The following is a 15,671-nucleotide window of genomic DNA, read 5'->3' as shown; positions in this document are numbered from 1 at the left end:
GGGAACCCCGGCTACGGTCCGATACGAACGTCGACCGAACACCGGTCGGTCAGGAAGGGCCTGCTGATGTCTTGGAGTGCGCCGGGGCGCACAGGGAAAAGGACAGGCTGGGTGATGGGATGACAAGCGTGGACCTCGCTGGCTGGCGTGAAGGCGGTTCCAAGCGCGCGATCGCGGAGTTCGTGGAGTCGGCCACCCAGCCCGGCGCAGCCTTCGCGCCGCTGGCGGACCGGATCGCCACCTTCGACAACGACGGCACTCTGTGGGTGAAACAGCCGGCGCCCCCGCAGTTCGATTTCCTGCTGCGTGTCTGGTCCCAGGAGGCGGGGGAAGCCCCGTCACTGGCCGAGCGGCAGCCGTACAAGGCCATCGTCGAGCGCGACCCGGCATTCTTCGAGGGACTCATGACCCAGGACCCTCAGGTCATGGCGTCGCTGGAGGGGGCAGTGGCCCGCTCGTGGGCGGGATCCACGCCGGACGCGTTCGAAGCCCAAGTGCACCGATGGGCCGATACGGTCAAGCAGCCCAGGTTCGGCATCGGTTACACCGACCTGGTGTACCGGCCCATGCTCGAACTCTTCGACTACCTCAAGGCACACGACTTCCGGGTGTTCGTCTGTTCCGGGGGCGGCCGGGATTTCATGCGCGTGTTCGCTGAGGAGATCTGGAGCCTGCCGAAGGAGAACGTCATTGGAACGGCCTCAGCGTACGAGTACACCGACGGCCGGATCGTACGGACCGACCGGATGCTCGGCGGGCTGGCCCTGGGCGCGGGAAAGCCGGAGCACATCTACGCCCAGACCGGGCGCCTGCCCCTGCTCGCAGCCGGCAACGCCGATGTGGACATCGAGATGCTCACTACGGCCTCGCTCGCTCTGCTGATCAGCCACGACGACGCGGAACGCGAGTACGCCTATACGAAAGCGGCGGAAAGGCGAAAGCCCCTGGCAACGAGGGTGACCTGTGATGCAGTTGGCCACTTCGCTCCACGATGGTTGGCCAGCGGGGCACTGCTTCTGTCACGCAGCGTGAAACCGCGTCGTCTCGGTGTGGAACTGAGGAGCTGTGCCGTACCTGGCCGCCAGGGGGTTTCTACGGGAGAGGGTGGCGGCGCGCAGAGCCTTGGGAGGCTCTGCGCGCTCGGTGCCGGTCTACTCGGCGTCGAAGCTTGCCGGGTCTTCGGGACCGTGCATTTCGTCGGCGCTGTCGGCGGCGCCGTCTTCGCCGTCGATGGGAAGTGCGGACAGGTGGGCGGCATGCCCGGCGGGTGCCGTGGCCGGAGCGGCGAGGGCGGGGGCCGCCGCGCCTGCGGTGGCGGCGATGACAGTGGCCGCCACGACGGCCTGACGGATGCGTACGGACATGAGCTGTTCCCTCTTCTTCCCCGGCCCCGCCCGGGGGTGGGCGGAGCGTCCTGAACGCCATACCCGACACTCCGCCCGCCATGGGGTACTCCACCCAAACAGCCGGTAGTACACCGTCCCCGAGCCACCAGAAGCGGCGCACACCCGAGCATTCGTGATCAGCCACAGAACGTCACTGGCCACCTATCGCGGAATGTGGCCAACAAACGTGGAAGGCCACATCTGCTCCGGGGCGAGCTGGGGCACCTTCGGCGACGTCGTCTCCGTGACGGACTCCCTGCTGTTCGTAGGACGGGTGCCTGCTGCGCCCGGCCGATCGCCCTACGGTCCAGCGCTGGACCTGTGGACAGGGTCCGGCCTTCAGAGAGGGACACTTCCTGTGGCGTCAGTCACGGACAAACCGGGAGGACAAGGGGCGGTCAAGGGGCGTAACGGGCATCGGTGGTGGGCGGCGAACAGACTGCGGGCAAGGGGTGGCTTCGCACGGTGGCCCCGGCCCGTACGCACCTTCGCGTGCGAGCCGGACCTGTCACCGATCCGGCCGCGAACGGCCGGAGAATCCGAGGATCCGATGACCACCGCACCCACTTCGGAGACTCCGCCGGCCCCGGCGGGCACCGCTGCGACGGCGAACCCCGCTGCGAGCCCTGCGGCAAGCCCCGCTGTCGGTCCCGCAGCTGTCGGCCGCCGCCTGAGCGTTGTTGCTGATCAGACCCCCAATTCGCCTGCTGTGGCGGGTTGCAACTCCTCTTCTCCCCGTATTGATTTACCGGGAGAAGCGTCCCGGCCCCGCAGGAGCGCGACGGCGGCGAAGGCCGGAGCGGACATCCGCGGCGAGGTCCTGCTGACCCTCACTCAGCTGCGCCTGGCCACACCTCGCCAGCTCAAGGCGCTGCTGCTGTCGCACCAGCAGGACACCGACCATGTCCGTCGCGCGCTGCGCAGTCTGCTCGCCGAATCCCCGGCCCTGGTCGGCCGGACCCACCGTGCGCAGCAGAGCTACTGGTACTGCACTGCGGCGGGTCTCGCCGAAGCCGCGGCCTCCGGTGAACTCGCGCCGACGACTGGGCGTACCACGGGCAAGCGCATCGCCGCCAGTAAGACGGGCCTGTGCGAGCACGGCCTCGCCCTGGTCGACACCGTCGTCGCCTCCACCAGGCGCAGGTGGCCGACGCTGCGGACTGGCGGGTGGAAGTCGCCCACCCCACCCCGGCCGGGAACCTGCTGCCCGACGGCGTGGTGCTCCTGAACAACGGTGCCAGCGCGTTCGTGGAGATCGGCCGCACCATGTCCTACGCCCGACTGGTCGCCAAGCTGGAGCGCTACGACGCCTACCGCAACGCACCACCGTCCGGGCGCGGCAACGCCGCCCGCACCCCGCGCAACCACTGGCAGGAGACCTACGCCGGGCCGTCCCGGGAGCGTTCATTCCCGGTGGTGTTGTTCGTCCTCGCCCCGGCCCCGCGCCGCGCGGCCCCGGACACGCGGGAGGCCGCCTTCCACGAGCGGGCACGCCACGCCGGGAGCGTGAACGGGCAACCGCCCGGACTCTCGATCCGCCGGACGTAACGCTCCTCCCAATCGGGCCGCAGTCGTGGCGTCAGCCAGCCCGGGGCCACCTCGGCCAGCTGTTCCAGTGCCAGCCTGCACCCCCCTGGCAGGCCCCGGAATGACGCCGGGTTACAGCACCACCAGTACTGTCACGATGACTGCTCCAGACCGGCCTGAAGCACCTTGCGAACCAGCGACTCCGGGCAGACCGGCTTGTCCGGGTCGCGAGTTAAGGGGATACGTTTTTGGGTCGCCGTCGCCGCCGTTGCCGCCGTAGCCGCTATTGACCTTGCCGCCGCCGCCGCCGCCTTTGCCGCCGCCGCCGTAGCTGCTGCCTGAGTTCGAGATGGCTGCGCCGCCCCCGCCGCCCCCACCGGAGAGATTGAAGCCGCCGCCGGAGCCGCCGGCGCCGCCGCGGCTCCGGGAGAGGCCGACAAAGCCGTTGCCGCCGTCGCCGCCCAGCGTTCCTGATTGCCCGATTGTTCCGACGGTGGAGATGAGGGGGATTGATGTGAGGCTGCATTCTGATGTGCCGCCGGATTGGCCACCGCGTCCGCCGCTGCCGGAGGCGATGCCCCCGGTCCCGCTGTAGCCGCCATCGCTGCTACCGCCGTAGCCGCCGTACTGGCCTTGTGTGCTGCCGCCGGAGGGCCCGAGGCCGGGCGCTCCCCCGTAGGCATATACGTTGCTGCGCAGCACAGGGACGAGGGCGCCGAGGGGAGAGAACTGGCTGGGAGAGCCGGTGCTGCCGTTGGCTGCGAAGCTGCCGGACGTGCCTGGGCTGCCGTTGGAGCCGTTGTTGTGTACAGACCCGCCGGCCCCGCCGCTGCCGCCGGCCAGGCCGGTGCCTCCCCCGCCGCCGGCGCCCACATTGACGGCGAACGTCCCTCCACTCAACAGCGGAATTCCGACGAATGTGCATTTGATGAATGCGCCGGCTTGGCCGCCGCCACCGCCGTTCCCGCCGGCGCCGGTCCCGCCGCCGCCACCGCCGGCACCGTAGCCACCGCCACCGCCGCCACCGCCGCCACCGCCTGCGCCGCCTGCGCCGCCTCCGCCGCCGCCCCACATGGTGACGGTGAGGACAGTGGTCGTCCCGTTGATGAGCCCGCTCGGGATAGTGAAGGTGTCCCCATTTCCACCTGTCGTGGGTGCGGTGTAGATACAGGAATTGCCGCTCAGCATCCCGGTGTTGCCGCATGAGATGCCGTCGGCGGCGTGCACGGCCGGAGCAAGTGCGGGCATCAGCCCAGTGGCCAACACCCCCACCGCTGCACCCACCCCGACACGACGGCGGCTGGTGGGAGTGAGGGAAGCGGGAGTGAGGCGCATGGCGGGTCCCTTCCAATCAGGTATCGCGAGTCAGACGTTGGGTGTCGCCTTGTCAGTACGCCGCATCAGGATGATGTCTGAGCTGAGAGGCTTGCTTCCCGCACGTCGCTTTGGTGAGGACCAACGGACCCGGCCGAGTCGAACCCGCACGCGCATCCACTGATCCTGCTTGCAGTGTCTCGAAAGAAAAAATCATGACAGAAGGATTTGAATGCCACTATAAGCCCAAAGCGAGCTGAATGTCTGGAGCGCTCCGGGCGCGCCTCGGCTGACCCAGCATCTGATTCCCCTCCCCGCCCCCGCGTTGGGCTCGTGTGTCGACGGGCAGTCGGCAGACATGGGGAGACGAGTCCGCAGGGCCGTGCTGATGGTGCTGCTCACGGTCGCAACCGCAGGGGCCGGCACCGTTGCGACACACCTGCTGCTCGGTCACGGGTGGCGGGACGCGGTGGAGATGGCCTGTTCGGTGACCGCGGGCGTGGTGGGCGGCTCGCTGGTGCTCCGTTGGACGGGCTGGCGCGGAAGGCGCCGGTAGATCCTGAACCGCACCCCGCCCGCCCCACCGCCGCCGCCGGCTGCGGGCGTAGGCGGAGCCGATGGGCGCGTGCTGCCGATGTGCCGCGCGCCTGACCCAAGCGCGGGTCAGGCGCTGCGCTTGCGCGCGGTGGCTTTCTTCGCCTTTTCGTTCCTGCGGGTGGCCTTTCGGCGGCCCTCTCCGCGTGGCTGACCTGGTTTCGGGTGGCCAGCCACTATCCATGGGCTACATGGACCACTTCGTCACCCGGCGTACCGCTCTGACCGGCGCTCTTGCCGCAGGTGCGGCCGTCGGCCTGCCCGCCGCTGCCACCGCCTCCGCCCGCCGTGCGGCATCCGGCCCGGCTGCCGAGCCCGACCCCCGGTCGGTCTGGGAACTGCCGACCGATCAGGCCGCGCAGGAGGGCGACCCAGAGGCCGACGAGGTCGTCAAGGAGCTGGTGAGCGCCGGTCAGATGCAGCTGGCCAACCAGGTCTTCCACGAATGGACCCGCAACGACCAGCCGGTGCCGGACGCGGCGCCGTTGGGGCTGCACGACTTCCTGACGCGCAACGCCGTCCTGACCAGGGAGGAGCGGGCCACGATCGACCTGGTCAAGAACGGTGACTCGGGCAAGCTCGTCCAGGGCAATATCGAGGCCATCACCATGACCGAGGCTTTCGGCGGCCTGTTCACCGCCTTGGCCGACCCGCTGCTGGCCAAGTCGGTCTGGTACGCCAAATTCGACCTGGTGATGGACATCGGCCGGCGCTTCTCCCGCACCATGAACACCCTCTGGGACGGCATCGACGGCGGCAACTGGAATCCGTCGGGCAACGCCTTGATCAGCATGGTCAAGCTGCGGCTGGTGCACGCGGCGGCCCGGCAGATGGGCCTGGCGCACGGCTGGAACGTGGCCCGGGACGGCATGCCGATCAGCCAGCGGCTGGAGGTTGAGGAGCTCATGTACGTGGGCGCCAGCAACGTCCAGCTCGCGGCCAAGTTCGGCTTCCACCCCAACCCCCGGCAGATCGACGAGCTGGTGCAACTGATCCGCATCGGCGGCCGGCTGCTCGGCATCCAGGAGAAGTACAACCCGCGCACCCTCGACCAGTGCAACCAGGTTCTCGCCGACGCCGCCGCCCACCACCGGGCCTCCTCCGACGAAGGCACCAAACTGGCCCACAACATGCTGGACTGGATGGACCGGAAGATCTTCCCCGGCGCCGGGGCCGTCGGCGCCTCCATGGTCCGGATGATGGACACCCACGTCGCAGACATCCTCGACATCAAGCCCAACCCGTTGCTGGACATCCCCGTCGCCACCCTCGGCCCCTACCTCTACCGGCCCGTGTACGAGATCCAGCAGAAGTTCCCGCTGCTCGTCCCCATCCACGAGAAGATGTTCAAGGTCGCCTCGCAGACGGTCGCCTGGTACGCCGTCGACTTCCGCGACTACGACCTCCAGATGCCCGTCCGCTGACCGCCCGACGAAAGTGCGCCCGGTGGACGACGAGCAGCCTGCCCACCGGGCGACCAATCGCCTTACGGCGACCGCAGAACCTCGGTGGCAACCGCCGTGCCGAACCACCGCCTGTGACAACCACCCGGGCCAGGCGCTTCCCCCTCAAGCGACGGCCTCCGATCACCGACAGTGACTGAAACGCCGCGCACTCGCAAGCTACCGTGCTCATCACGGTGCCGGGGGGCAGGTTCTCAGACCTGCTTCTTGAGAATGTAGTCGGCGGCGTCGCCGACCGTCCGAAAGCCCTTCATGTCCTCCTCGGGGAGCGAAGGGTCAGCGCGCGCGGCCACGGCGTGGCCCTGGAAGTCGGCACGCTGTTCAACGACTACTAGGCCGTGTATCGGAAGTGAATCTTGCACATAGGGTGTCGGCAAGTCACTGAGCCACATAGCCCTCTCGTCTGGACGTTCGATCGAACTCACCGAGCTGCGAATGTCTTCGACCTACGGAGGGATGCTGGAGGGCTACCCGTGCAAGCCCGTCAATGACATGAAGGTCAGGAGTCTCCAGCGGCAGGCTGAACGTGCGTTCCCCTCCACGCCGGTCCATTCGGTTCCCCCCTCCCGCGAGTACCCGGACCAGGCTGCCGGCGCCTTCGGCCCCGTTGAGGTGCTGCCTTCCGTGGCCTGCATCGGCGCCTTCCGCTCGACAGCGGTCGCCCCTGAACTCGACCCGCTCCTGCACCGTTCCGCTCTTGGCCTAGGGCGGCCCGCGCATCGCACAAGGCCTGGGCCGAGATCGTTATGGATTACTTGTCTCGAATGAAGCCACCACTCGCTCATGAGTCCGTGCGAGTACTCCGCAGGTGCGTCGGCACGGCCCACCACTGGTCCGGGCGGTCCACGACTGGGGCGTCGGGGCCGCTCTCGCCGTACCGGGCGAGGCGCAGAAGGTAGGCCGCGATGCCTGCCGCGCCCTGCATCCACGTCGTCTGGGGCGGCAGCAGCGGCGGGTCCTCGCGGTGTTCCAGAAAGCGCCAACGGGCGCCCGCATCATCTCTGATGACCCGGTCGACCAGCGCATCGCCCATCCGGTGCGCGGCCCGCAGCAGGGTCTGCCTCCGCTGCGGCGACCGGCAGTCCTGGGCGGCGTCTAGCAGGACGTCTCCGACGCCTGCCGTTCCGCAACAGCGGCCGTCGTTGTCCCAGAAACCGGGACGGAGGCGTTGCGGCAGGCCCGAGGTGAGGATCGAGGTCATACAGCGGTGCCGCAGTTCGTCGACGTCATGGCCCGCCACCTCGGCGACCCCTGCGTGCGCCAGTGCGGTGAACAGGTGCGAGGTGCCCGCCGGGCCGTGGCACCACGTGTACGTCACCGGTTCCACCTCCCGTTTCGACGGCGGGATCGTGTGCGGGACGACGAAACCGGCGTCCTCCAAGGACCCCACCGAGAGGACGTGCCGGGCGCCTTCCACCGCCGCCTCGATGAAGTCCTGACGGTCCAGGGCGGTGCCCGCGACCGCCAGTGCGGCCGCGATGCCGGCGGTTCCGTGCGAGTAGTTCGGTGCCCTCGACGGCCTCCCCGGGGTCATGCCCCAGTCGAGGCCCGCTTCCGTACGGTCCGCTGCCCGCAGCAGCGCCTCGCCTCCCGTCGTCGCGATCGCCTCTGCGAACTCGCTCTTCGCCCAGACCGCCGTCATCACGACGCCCGCGGTCCCCATGATGACGTCGGTGAGGGGTGCGTCGGAGCCCGGTTCGAAATCGAGGGTGGTCTTCCACCCGTCGCCGGTCGCCAGGGCGGCCAGCCGCCGCAGTGCCACGGCTTCCTCGCCTGGGGCGAGCAGTCTGAGCGCCGTCGCGTCGCCTGCGAGGCCGTCGTACAGCGAGGGTTCCGTTCGCTGCCCGGCCTGTGCCGACAGCCTGGTCACGATGCCGGTCGCCAGTGCCGCTTCCCGCGCGCTCAGCTCCCGGTACTGCGCGATCTCGGCCAGCACCGGGCCAAGCCGGCGATCCCCGCGTACAGCGAATCGCGGTCCTGTGGCGGCGACACGGTTTCCGGACCGCCCTCCACCACCGCCTGTACGAGCCATGGGCCCTCGGCCTCGCGCACGTGGTTCAGCACCCACGACCAGGCGGCCTCGCCCACGTCCCGATATACGTCGCTCCTCATCCGGTCACGCTACAACCCCCCGGATGAGCAGCCCGTTCGGCGGGGTGTCGCTGGTCTGTCGGTTCCGGCGGTCCTGGGTACCGGCTTCCGCGGCCGCCTTCAGGTCACGCAGCCCTGCTTCGAGGCCGTCGCGCGACGGGTGCCGATCACAGCCACTCGTTGATAGCAGCGATCAGCACGGTCGCCTCGTAGCGGACGGCGAGCTTGTCGTATCGCGTGGCGACGGCGCGGTGCCTCTTGAGGCGGTTGATCCCGCACTCGACCGCGTGGCGCTTGCGGTAGTCGGCCGGGTCGAAACGTGGTGGTCGGCCGCCGCGGGAGCCGAGCTTCTGGCGGTTGCGTGTCTGGTCGGCCTTGTCGGGGATGGTGCAGCGGATTCCGCGGCGCCGCAGGTAAGCGCGGTTTCTGCGGGAGGCGTACGCCTTGTCGGCCCGCACGCGATCGGGGCGGACGCGTGGCCGGCCTAGTCCGATGCGGGGCACGCGGACCTTTTCCAGCACGGGCTCGAACTGCGGCGAGTCCCCTCGCTGCCCGGCCGTGATCACGATCGCCATGGGTTTCTGGCCCTGTCACATCGCCGTGCAGGTCAAGTCCGGACCCAGCTTCTTCGACAAGCGGCAGTCGCCGAACGGCTGGTGGTTCCCCTTCGGGGACGGTCACGGCCAGTACTGGCTCCACCATGACTTCCCCGTGATCGTCGTGCTGGTTGACCTGGAGAGCGGCATCGGGTACTGGCAGGCCGTCACCGCCGACACCGTGATGTCGACCGGCGAGGGGTGGAAGGTCGAGGTCCCCTCCGCTCAGAGGCTCGACGGCAGCGCGCTCGCAGCTCTGTTTGAACTCGCCGAAGCTCCGCGGGTGCAGGGGGACTCCATCCTGGCTGAGTTCTACACGAACCTGGACCACCTGCCCCCCGAGGCAGCACGTCCTCTGCGCAGGTTGCACGCCTCCGTTCCGCGCACCGATCTGAGCGCACGCCGGCCGATCGAGCGGCTCGCCGCAACTCTCGCCAGCAAACGAAGCGACCCGGACGGCTGCTGCGGGCTCCTGCTGGAGAAGACCCCGAACTGGCTGCACCGGCGTGAGGACGACAAGCCGGAATGGCGCGGGCCCGACGAGCGGGAGGTGTGGGTGGCGGTCGGCGGCTACGCCAACGAGTACGGACTGCCGGCCCGGGCTGCTGAGGCTTACCGGCGCGCCGCCGCCGCCGGTTCCCAGCCGGAGGGCTACTGGCGCGCCGTCGGCGGCCTGTTCGAGGTGGAGATCGCCCAGGAGCAGGCGAAGGAGACCCTGGAAGCGGCGGGCTCGCGTGTCGGCGGGCGGATCCTGGTGGACATCGGCCTGGCGATCTTGGCCCACCGCGGGCAGCCGGGGCCAGTACCTGTGCCATCCAGCCTTCTTCCGCAGACAGCCGCGGACTGACAGGGCATTTCCACCGCGCTGCTGTTCCTCGGCGATCAGGCTACCCAGCGCCACGACCACGACCAGGCGCTGTCGCGCTATGAGGCGGCCCTGGATCTGTGTCCGGGCAGTGCGACCATCCAGATCTTGATCGCCCGCACCCTGTTGGACCGGCTCCAGACCCACAAGTCGCCCTCACGCGATGCCGACCTTCGGCGGGTGTTGCGGCTTGCTGAGGCCGCCCGCGCGGACCGGCGCCGGTGGGACGGCCCCAGCGACGCCGCCGCGGCGGTTCTCCTGCAGGCCCGCCTCCTACTTCCCGACACTGATGCGGCTCTGGCCGCCGCGCTGCCCGCCCCGCAGGGGGAAGCCACGGCAACGGAAGCCGCGGCACCGGGCCTTGCCGCGTTCGCTGCGCGGATCGCCTACCGGGACGGCCGCACCGACACCGCCGACGCCCTCGCGGCTCGCTCGGCATCGGCTTCCGACCGGTACGCCGCGGAGCTCGCCGCCGCCCGGGCGGCGGCGATAGGAGCGTCCGAAGACGAACAGCGGCGCCTATGGGGCGAAGCGCTTGAGGCGGCAGGCGACGACGAGCAGCGCCTGACGGCCTGCAAGCGGCTTGCGGAATTGGGCCAGTGGCCGATCCCTGTTCTGGAGGGCCTCCGCGCGGCCGATTCCGTCGCTCGTGACCTCTACGCGGTGATGGAGGCGAAGGCTCGCCACCACGGTGATCCGGCCGGGGCGCTGCGGCTGCTGCGCCCGCTCCAGAACACCAGCGTGTACGCCGTCATCGCGATGGCAGAGCTGTTGGAGGCCGACGGGCACCCGGAGCAGGCCGCCCAGGTCCTGCAACAGGGCGGCACACGGTTCGCCGACGTGCACCTGGATCTCGCCGCCTTGGATGTGCTGCGCCGCGGCGGCGACCAGCAGGGGGCCGAGACGCAGGCCTTCCGGATTCTGGCCCCGACACCTTCGTCCGGGACACCGCCCGCAGGGTTGGCATACCGGCCTTCGGCACCCTTGCCCTCGTCCGCGAGCTGATCGACAAACAACGCCTCCCCGACTCCCGCGCGGACGACCACGCTCGCCTGCTGGCCGGTTTCGTCGTGGACCTCCCCTTGGCCCCCGACCTCCTGCTCGTGCAGGCGGAAGCCGACCTGTGGCAGCCCGGGGCGGCCGCCACAGCCCTGGCCCGCCCTGCGGCCTGGCAGTCCCCTGACGCCTTGGACACCTGGGCGACCATCGCCGCTGCGATCACTGCCAACGCCCCCGAGCAGCTCGCCCCCTGGGTCTACCTCGTTTCGCTCGGCGCGGCTGTCCACGATTCGGGTACCGCAACGCGCATGGGTCAGATCCTCACCGTGGCGGTCATCGAGGGGGAAGCGGACTCAGCGCTTGAACTGATCGGAGCCAGCGCTGAGGCTGCAATGGTTCGGGGCATCCCCGCAGCGTCGTGGATGGCGGCCGTTCGGTCCGAACTGGGCGGGGCGGTCGTCGCAGGCCATCTCGTCGGTGTGACCGTCGACGATGTCGAGCGCTTCCTCGAGAGGTTGGTGCAGGAGCCGGACAGGTCCTGACGTTGCTGGCGGCCCGGGAGCTGTGTCGCCGCGGCGGCGACTTCGCAGTACTGAACGCCGCCGACCGAGGGACCTGGAACGCTCAGGCAGCCGCGATGCCGCCCGGGGTGTTCACCCGCTCGGTCGGGATGAGGCTGACGATCGTGGGGGCCGCCCATTTCCAGGGCCGCGACCTTCGACCAGGGCCTGCGCTCGGCCACCAGGCCGTCGACATCCTCGCCCCTGTCCAGTCAGGCCTGGACTACGTCCGCGAGCTCGACACTGGCCTGGCCCCTTGGCGGTGCGAGACCACGGTCCGCGACTTCTTGCGCCACACCCGCCAGAAGCTCGGCGTCGCCTGACAGTGGTCCCCAGCAGCGATGTCGGGGACCACCCGGAGTCGGCCGCCGGGCAGTGCTTGGGAAAGTGCACGACGTTGTCGGACAGCGGGTCCTGTGTCTCGGCCTTGTGCAGAGTCTGGGTCGAGGGCCCATACGCATTGGTGGCCGTCCGGTTCGACGGTCATCCCATAGTCGTAGAGCGAGGGTCGGCCTGCGCTGATCCACTGGTCCCATGCCTGTTCGACGTCGTCGGCCAGCTGGCGCGGGCCGCCCTGGGTGACGATGGTCCGGCCGTCGCCGATGGCCACGATAGAGCGATGTACGGCCGGGCCTCCTTCGCTCTCCTTCGGACGAGAATCCTCATCCGAGAATGACGACGCCGACCTCGGGCGGGGGAGGAGAAAGTCCCAGCTCAGCGGAGCCTTGCCCTGCCATGATGGGGATATGACACCGACCGGTCCCGATCAAGAGCTGACTGCAGCAATAGAGGATGCGGACTCACCTTTGTGGTCCGTGAGAGCTGATGCGGGTCGGCGACTCGCAGTTTTGGCAGAACTCGTAGGGGTAGCCGACGTTCTCCACCGGCTGCTGCTAGACGCTCAGGACACGGGGGTGACCCAGGAGACGGCTGAGGCATTGTTGGCGCGAGGGGATACCCGGGGACTGCGAGCCGTCCTGGCAGCCCTCTTCTGCGCGGCAGAGATGGGGACCTTGGACCAACTCAGCGCAGCAGTGGATTGTGACCCCAACTGGATGACCGAGGAAGGTGAAAGTCGACTCGTCCGCCAACTGCAGGAACTGACGGCCGATGACGACGCCGGGGTCCGTAGCGAAGCCGAGAGACTCCTGAAGCCCATCCTCCAACACAGACAGAACCGCCAACCTTGACCTTCACGAATCGCGGGCAGAGCCATCACGGCTGTGACCGCGCTTCCGTGATGACTACGCCCCTTGCGGATCGTTGATGTGGACGCTGGGTCAGGCGGACTCGAAGCTGGGTGTCGCGGGTCCGATGTTGCCCGCTTCGTCCATGAACTGAAGATTCGTGACGAAGTTGAGGACGAAGGCGGTAAACGGGCCGTCGAAGGTCACGCAGCTGGATCCATGCACCGCTGTGACGACCTTCCATCGGTTCGGATCAGGGCTGCACGGCATGAAGAAGTGCTCATCCCCGCCGAAGTCGTACCCCCAATAGATGAGACCATTTTCCTCAGGGTGGAACGGATGAGGAAAGTCGTCCGGGCGCCGCTCGCGGGACCGGCTGACGCGCTCGTGTATCTCGCGCATGTGCGGCAGGAGCGGGGTCGAACCTTGAGGGTGGAAGACCATGAGCTCTTCGGAGATGATGCCGCTGCCATAGGCGTCCATGAAGGCCTTGTAGTCGCTCGGCAGCGACGAGCCGAGGTGGTTTTCAACCTGAGCCCAGTCGCTCGGCGAGTGCGGCCTTGGCGCAGGCTCTCCCAACAGGCGCTTCAACTCGTCAAGGTCTGACACGTACCCCACCTCGCTCGAACGTCGCGTTGACCAGCGATGACGAAGATAGCTGGGCCAGTTCGGCCACGGGCGAAGGGGGTAGGGTTCGCCCGGTTCATGAAGTTCGACATCGACGCCGTCACCGCTGGCCTGACATTGCAATACAGCTCTGGCGTAGTAGAAGGCCACGTCAACCGCGTCAAGACGATCAAGCGACAGATGTACGGCCGGGCCTCGTTCCACGTACTGAGAGCCCGAATCCTCATCCAACCGTAGTCATCACGGAAGCGCGGTCACAGCCAAAATCACGGATTCCCATCAGGGCCGAGGCGCCGCTGCCGTGCCGCTGGTCAATCATGGGGCCCGCGGCCGAGGCGGGACTGGGCGTCACCGGGCGCCCGATCTCGGTCATCGGTGGGAGGGTGCTCAGGAGGCGCGCCGTGGCGGCGCAGTTGCTGGTGGCGTCGCCAGTCACGCCACCAGGCCAGCCGGTGCTCGGATTCCTGCGGGAAGACCGATTGAATGCCGACCACGACCAGGACCAGGGCACAACAGATAACCGCAGCCACGGTCAGCCACCAGTGCGCGCCGGCCAGGGCCAGTAAGACAGCGGCGATGCCGGTGGTTCCGGCCGCGGTGAGCAGGCCATTCACGAGAGACATATGCGGTTTCCCCTTCGGACGGGCGCGCTGGCTCAGTCCGCCCGGTGGCAGACCCCCGGGTCGTTCTTGCCCGGGCTGGTGGGTCCAATTTCTCAAAGGGACGAGCAGGTGATGTATCGGTGGGTGTCACAGACGGCGGCCGTACCGGTCGAACGCCTCGTGCCACGCCGCCTGCATCGACTGTTCCAGGGACAGAGAGGTGGTTCGAAAGGCCCAGGTGGCAAGAAACTGTACGAAGTCCGGCTGGTCCTGGCCGGCCAGCACGGTGGCGGCCACGGTGTGCCCTGGCCACCGCCACACGGCCCTGCTCACCACGAATTTCGCGCCGATGCCCCGGTCGTACTGCTGGGCCAGGCGCCCGAACGCGCGCGCGTCGCCGCGTTCGTGCTGCTCCCGCAGCACACGGAGCCGGTCTTCGTCGTCCGGATCGTCGTCCTCGAAGGCTTGGATGACCGCCTCCATAGCGGCCAGCGTCGAGGCGCGCGCTGCGGCCCGGGCCTCCCGCTGCTCCTCGGCGGTGACGAACCCGAAGGCACGGGCCTTGTCCACTGGAAGGTCCAGCCCGAACCCCACCATCGGTGGCTCCTCCTCTGACGGGCCGTCCCAGACCACGAGTACCGCCTCGATGAAGGCGCTGATCTGCTCGGGGCGCAGCGCGGCGGCGGCCGCGGCGACCGGTTCCATCCCGGGCGCCGGCACCGGTACCTGCCCGGGCCCGTCTGGAGAGTCGCGCAGCGGCTAGACCGCTTGCCCGTCGCGGAAGGGAAAGCACAAGACTTTCCCGTCGGCCACCCACCGGGCGTACAGCTCGGGCAGCGCTCCGTCGCACAGGGCCGGCGCGCGGGCGTGCCACGGCCCGGGCAACTGGACCTGCCATCCGGGCGGGTCCAGCTTCCGCTGCGGCTCGGAGTCAGAGCCGGCCGGACGCTGCAGCAGCCAGTCCTCGAAGTACCGAAGATCCACATGGCGGCGCGCCCGCCATACCGCCGTCCCGCCGCGCCCGGACCAGTCGTAGGCCGTCGATCCCTCCATCAGGCGCGCCCGGTGGTCGTCGGCGGCATGCAGGGTGTCCTGGTAGCGCTCTTCCCACTGATCGTCCTGCTCGTAGAGCAGGTCTTCGTGGGCGCCGGCGTTGGTGCCGGTCAGCAGGTCGCGGGCGATGTTCTGGGCGACCTGGAAGCGCTGCGGTGAATGCCAGGCCGCGTCCTCTTCCAGTGCCCTCGCGAGCAGGAGCGTGTGAGCATCCGCCGCCCCGCCGCAAGACTCCAAGATCCGTTCGTCTTCGGCTGCGGACAACAGGTCTCGCTCCGGGCGGGTACTGGTTGCGGCCATCGCCAACCGCCACAGCGCGAGCGCGGCCCGCTGCCGCAGCAGCGGGAACAGCCCGTCGAGGAATGCGTCGGTGAAGGGCTCGCGCACGGCGATGGCCGTCATTACGGCGTCGGTGAGTGCTCGCCCCTGGTAGTCGCGGTGGCTGCGTTCGTACTGCCCGGGCAGGTGCAGCGAGACACTGCGGGCACGCGTCAGCACGTCGGCGGCTACACGCAGCCGCAAGGGACGGTCCTGCCGTGGATCGGTGCGCCACCGAGGTGGTGGCGGATAGCGCAGTACCGTGGAGATGTGGGTGAGCCGGTCGTCAGGATCCCGCCCTTCCTGCACTTCGACGTGGGCCGCCAGTAGTTGGCGAAGGGCCTCGTCCCGTGAGGTTCCCCGCTCAGCCACGATCGCGCCCAGAGCCTCATGGGCGCACTCGGGCAGTCGGACGTTGGTCTCCGCGTATCCAGACACCCGGTCAATCTCGAGCATCTGTGACCCATGCATGGGCGACGGGCCCCGCCGG

At 69.0% G+C, this 15,671-nt stretch carries 17 protein-coding genes; 10 read left to right on the top strand and 7 right to left on the bottom strand.

What is annotated here, in order from left to right; translation table 11 throughout:
• Nucleotides 1–128 precede the first annotated feature (128 nt).
• The 3 genes from LNW72_RS01160 (at nucleotide 129) to LNW72_RS01150 (ending at nucleotide 2,933) form a co-directional block, all read left to right on the top strand.
• Nucleotides 129–1,418 carry an HAD family hydrolase gene (locus LNW72_RS01160; RefSeq protein WP_250973562.1) on the top strand — a complete coding sequence of 430 codons (1,290 nt, stop codon included), beginning with the start codon at nucleotides 129–131 and terminating at the stop codon, nucleotides 1,416–1,418.
• Between the two features lie 676 nt (nucleotides 1,419–2,094).
• Nucleotides 2,095–2,613, top strand: coding sequence for a replication-relaxation family protein (locus tag LNW72_RS01155; protein WP_250973561.1), 519 nt, complete (start codon nucleotides 2,095–2,097; stop codon nucleotides 2,611–2,613).
• Nucleotides 2,553–2,933: a hypothetical protein gene (locus LNW72_RS01150; protein ID WP_250973560.1), complete on the top strand. Its 381-nt coding sequence runs from the start codon at nucleotides 2,553–2,555 to the stop codon at nucleotides 2,931–2,933. The genes LNW72_RS01155 and LNW72_RS01150 overlap by 61 nt, the downstream gene beginning before the upstream one ends.
• Nucleotides 2,934–3,044: 111 nt before the next feature.
• Here LNW72_RS01150 and LNW72_RS41020 read toward each other — a convergent pair whose 3' ends face one another.
• Nucleotides 3,045–4,139 (bottom strand): hypothetical protein, encoded by a 1,095-nt coding sequence (locus tag LNW72_RS41020; RefSeq protein WP_285369188.1) that lies wholly within the window; start codon nucleotides 4,137–4,139, stop codon nucleotides 3,045–3,047.
• A gap of 863 nt (nucleotides 4,140–5,002) precedes the next feature.
• On the opposite strand from LNW72_RS41020, the gene LNW72_RS01140 reads away from it, so the two are divergent.
• Both LNW72_RS01140 and LNW72_RS01135 read left to right on the top strand, forming a co-directional pair.
• On the top strand, nucleotides 5,003–6,244 hold the full coding sequence (locus tag LNW72_RS01140; protein WP_250973559.1) for an oxygenase MpaB family protein: 1,242 nt from the start codon (nucleotides 5,003–5,005) through the stop codon (nucleotides 6,242–6,244).
• A 474-nt stretch (nucleotides 6,245–6,718) separates the two neighbouring features.
• On the top strand, nucleotides 6,719–7,051 hold the full coding sequence (locus tag LNW72_RS01135) for a hypothetical protein (RefSeq protein WP_250973558.1): 333 nt from the start codon (nucleotides 6,719–6,721) through the stop codon (nucleotides 7,049–7,051).
• A gap of 13 nt (nucleotides 7,052–7,064) precedes the next feature.
• On the opposite strand, the gene LNW72_RS01130 is transcribed toward LNW72_RS01135, so the two are convergent.
• Entirely contained in the window at nucleotides 7,065–8,219 is a 1,155-nt protein-coding gene (locus LNW72_RS01130; RefSeq protein ID WP_250973557.1) for a lanthionine synthetase LanC family protein, read from the bottom strand.
• A gap of 322 nt (nucleotides 8,220–8,541) precedes the next feature.
• Complete coding sequence (locus LNW72_RS01125) at nucleotides 8,542–8,949, bottom strand: transposase (protein WP_374117105.1); 408 nt, start codon at nucleotides 8,947–8,949, stop codon at nucleotides 8,542–8,544.
• Between LNW72_RS01125 and LNW72_RS01120 the strand changes: the two genes are divergently transcribed.
• The 4 genes from LNW72_RS01120 to LNW72_RS01105 all read left to right on the top strand — a co-directional run bounded on the left by LNW72_RS01120 (nucleotide 8,948) and on the right by LNW72_RS01105 (nucleotide 11,717).
• Nucleotides 8,948–9,817 (top strand): DUF4365 domain-containing protein, encoded by an 870-nt coding sequence (locus LNW72_RS01120; RefSeq protein ID WP_250973556.1) that lies wholly within the window; start codon nucleotides 8,948–8,950, stop codon nucleotides 9,815–9,817. The genes LNW72_RS01125 and LNW72_RS01120 overlap by 2 nt on opposite strands.
• A 126-nt stretch (nucleotides 9,818–9,943) precedes the next feature.
• A complete protein-coding gene (locus LNW72_RS01115; RefSeq protein WP_250973555.1) occupies nucleotides 9,944–10,840 on the top strand; it encodes a hypothetical protein in 897 nt (298 codons plus the stop codon).
• 77 nt (nucleotides 10,841–10,917) lie between these two features.
• Nucleotides 10,918–11,376, top strand: coding sequence for a hypothetical protein (locus LNW72_RS01110; protein ID WP_250973554.1), 459 nt, complete (start codon nucleotides 10,918–10,920; stop codon nucleotides 11,374–11,376).
• A gap of 143 nt (nucleotides 11,377–11,519) precedes the next feature.
• Nucleotides 11,520–11,717: a hypothetical protein gene (locus LNW72_RS01105; protein ID WP_250973553.1), complete on the top strand. Its 198-nt coding sequence runs from the start codon at nucleotides 11,520–11,522 to the stop codon at nucleotides 11,715–11,717.
• 957 nt (nucleotides 11,718–12,674) lie between these two features.
• Here the strand turns inward: LNW72_RS01105 and LNW72_RS01100 are convergent.
• Nucleotides 12,675–13,190 (bottom strand): SMI1/KNR4 family protein, encoded by a 516-nt coding sequence (locus LNW72_RS01100; protein ID WP_250973552.1) that lies wholly within the window; start codon nucleotides 13,188–13,190, stop codon nucleotides 12,675–12,677.
• Between the two features lie 96 nt (nucleotides 13,191–13,286).
• Between LNW72_RS01100 and LNW72_RS01095 the strand changes: the two genes are divergently transcribed.
• Complete coding sequence (locus LNW72_RS01095) at nucleotides 13,287–13,445, top strand: transposase (protein ID WP_374117104.1); 159 nt, start codon at nucleotides 13,287–13,289, stop codon at nucleotides 13,443–13,445.
• 74 nt (nucleotides 13,446–13,519) lie between these two features.
• Here the strand turns inward: LNW72_RS01095 and LNW72_RS01090 are convergent, their stop codons facing one another.
• The 3 genes from LNW72_RS01090 to LNW72_RS01080 all read right to left on the bottom strand — a co-directional run bounded on the left by LNW72_RS01090 (nucleotide 13,520) and on the right by LNW72_RS01080 (nucleotide 15,637).
• Nucleotides 13,520–13,831: a hypothetical protein gene (locus tag LNW72_RS01090; protein ID WP_250973551.1), complete on the bottom strand. Its 312-nt coding sequence runs from the start codon at nucleotides 13,829–13,831 to the stop codon at nucleotides 13,520–13,522.
• A gap of 126 nt (nucleotides 13,832–13,957) precedes the next feature.
• Nucleotides 13,958–14,515, bottom strand: coding sequence for a hypothetical protein (locus LNW72_RS01085; RefSeq protein ID WP_250973550.1), 558 nt, complete (start codon nucleotides 14,513–14,515; stop codon nucleotides 13,958–13,960).
• Nucleotides 14,516–14,569: 54 nt separating this feature from the next.
• Nucleotides 14,570–15,637 (bottom strand): hypothetical protein, encoded by a 1,068-nt coding sequence (locus tag LNW72_RS01080; RefSeq protein WP_250973549.1) that lies wholly within the window; start codon nucleotides 15,635–15,637, stop codon nucleotides 14,570–14,572.
• Nucleotides 15,638–15,671 lie beyond the last annotated feature (34 nt).

This window comes from Streptomyces sp. RKAG293, from assembly GCF_023701745.1.
Lineage (GTDB): Bacteria > Actinomycetota > Actinomycetes > Streptomycetales > Streptomycetaceae > Actinacidiphila.
The sequence above is the reverse complement of the archived record's forward strand: the minus strand, read 5'-3'. Positions and strand labels throughout refer to the sequence as shown.